Origin of the sequence: Vibrio sp. 10N.222.48.A3, assembly GCF_041475345.1 — a bacterium.
Lineage (GTDB): Bacteria > Pseudomonadota > Gammaproteobacteria > Enterobacterales > Vibrionaceae > Vibrio > Vibrio tasmaniensis_A.
On record NZ_JBFRVX010000573.1, the window covers coordinates 1 to 1,650 of the forward strand.

Below are 1,650 nucleotides of genomic sequence, written 5' to 3' on the forward strand. Positions count from 1 at the left end.
AATTACTGCGTCATTTCAATTCAACAGCTTTGCTGGGTAAGGTTTATCTGCGTTTATGCGACACCCATTACCCGTTTGTATTTTTCTACAGACTGCTCAAACCAAGCCTTTTCTTCTGGATCACCTAGCTTCATTGCTTCTTCAACAATGGCTTCAGGGCCACATTTCGCTTGCTTCAATTTCCATACAAGAAACGATGCTTGCTTATCCAGTTCGATTTTATTTTTCTCACTGGGTGAAAGGAGTGAAAGGTTGATAGACATTATTAGCCTTCGTCTGTAATACGCTTGGCCGAGAAATATATCATAGAGCAGCCTCATAAAACCAATACTATGAGTAACAGAAAGGGTTTATGAGACAAGAAACCAAGCAAGTCGCTGATGCAGGTCAAGCTAGTTTGAGAGAAGTTATACCCTTGATGAGAAAGTATCGCTTATTCGACTCACCTAATGAGCCGAATAATTAGATAATCGCATCACAGAACCAAGAAAGACGCCTCCTCGAACCCCAAAAGTCTATTCACTCACGGCGAACACATCGCAACGTGAGGCGCAGATGAAGTCATTTTTGTGCAGACCTTTGATTGAGTGGCTCCACCAAGTGACGGTGACTTTGCCCCACTCCAGTAAGATCGAAGGGTGGTGAAACTCTTCTTCCGCCAATTCTGACACTTTGTTGCTGAATGCCCACGCTTGTTTGTAGTTCTTAAACTTAAACACCTTCTCAAGCTGTGGGATGCTGTCTCTCTCGATGATTTGCCAGTCAGACAACTCCAACAATAAAGACTGTTGCTCGTCTTTACTTAGGGCAATCGCGTCAATACTGCAGGCTTCGCATTGTTGTTCATTCAACATGTGTTGGTTCCTTGGGTTCAAAAAGTGGTGGTAGTAGCCCCGCGTCGATGGCGAGATCAGCTTGCTGTAATAGGTTTTCCTGACTGATTTGGAAGAGCTCAGACAGTTCGTCGATCACGTAATATTTCGGCTGCATGATGTCGATACGATAAGGCGTTCTTAACACCGTTTGCAGATCGAACCGCTCACGAACCGCCAAATCACCACCCAATGCATACATGGTTTCCGCCGGAGACGAGAGAATACCACCGCCATAAATTTTCAGTTTTTGTCCCTCTTTTACTAAACCGAACTCAACCGTAAACCAATACAAACGGGCAAGATAGGCGCGCTGTTTAGATGTGGCGGCTTGGCCTAGTTTTCCATAATGCTCAGTGAAAGCCGCGAAATCGGCATTGGTGAGCATGGCACAGTGGCCGAAAATTTCATGAAAGAAATCAGGTTCTTGTAAGTAATCGAACTCATCTCGCGTTCTCAGAAATGTCGCAACTGGGAATTTTTTATTAGCGAGCAAATCAAAGAATCGGTCGAAATCGATCAATGCGGGCACAGGCTGAACCTGCCAACCTGTTGTTTCCATTAGCACCTTGTTTATCTCTGGAAGCTGAGGGACTCTGTCTAATGGCAGATCCAGCAGGGTCAAACCGTGCAAATAAGCATCGCATGCGCGGTCATTAATGGCGTCCAGTTGCCTTTTCACTAAGTCGTGCCAAATGGCGTCTTCTTCGAGGCTCCACTCAACCCATCCCTCTTGGCTCACGGGCTTAGAATGATATTGAGTCATTACACACCTCCT

At 45.4% G+C, this 1,650-nt stretch carries 3 protein-coding genes; all 3 read right to left on the minus strand.

Annotated elements, in window-relative coordinates; genetic code table 11:
• Positions 1–53 precede the first annotated feature (53 nt).
• The 3 genes from AB4653_RS16320 to phhA all read right to left on the minus strand — a co-directional run bounded on the left by AB4653_RS16320 (position 54) and on the right by phhA (position 1,638).
• Positions 54–263 carry a DUF3283 family protein gene (locus AB4653_RS16320; protein ID WP_009846044.1) on the minus strand — a complete coding sequence of 70 codons (210 nt, stop codon included), beginning with the start codon at positions 261–263 and terminating at the stop codon, positions 54–56.
• Positions 264–515: 252 nt separating this feature from the next.
• Entirely contained in the window at positions 516–854 is a 339-nt protein-coding gene (locus AB4653_RS16325) for a 4a-hydroxytetrahydrobiopterin dehydratase (RefSeq protein WP_102257696.1), read from the minus strand.
• Positions 844–1,638, minus strand: coding sequence for a phenylalanine 4-monooxygenase (phhA, locus tag AB4653_RS16330; RefSeq protein WP_009846042.1), 795 nt, complete (start codon positions 1,636–1,638; stop codon positions 844–846). The genes AB4653_RS16325 and phhA overlap by 11 nt, the downstream gene beginning before the upstream one ends.
• Positions 1,639–1,650 lie beyond the last annotated feature (12 nt).

Coding starts and splice junctions, on each gene's coding strand:
- phhA (WP_009846042.1), bottom strand. CDS start 1,638: ATGACTCAATATCATTCTAAGCCCGTGAGCCAAGAGGGATGGGTTGAG.
- AB4653_RS16320 (WP_009846044.1), bottom strand. CDS start 263: ATGTCTATCAACCTTTCACTCCTTTCACCCAGTGAGAAAAATAAAATC.
- AB4653_RS16325 (WP_102257696.1), bottom strand. CDS start 854: ATGTTGAATGAACAACAATGCGAAGCCTGCAGTATTGACGCGATTGCC.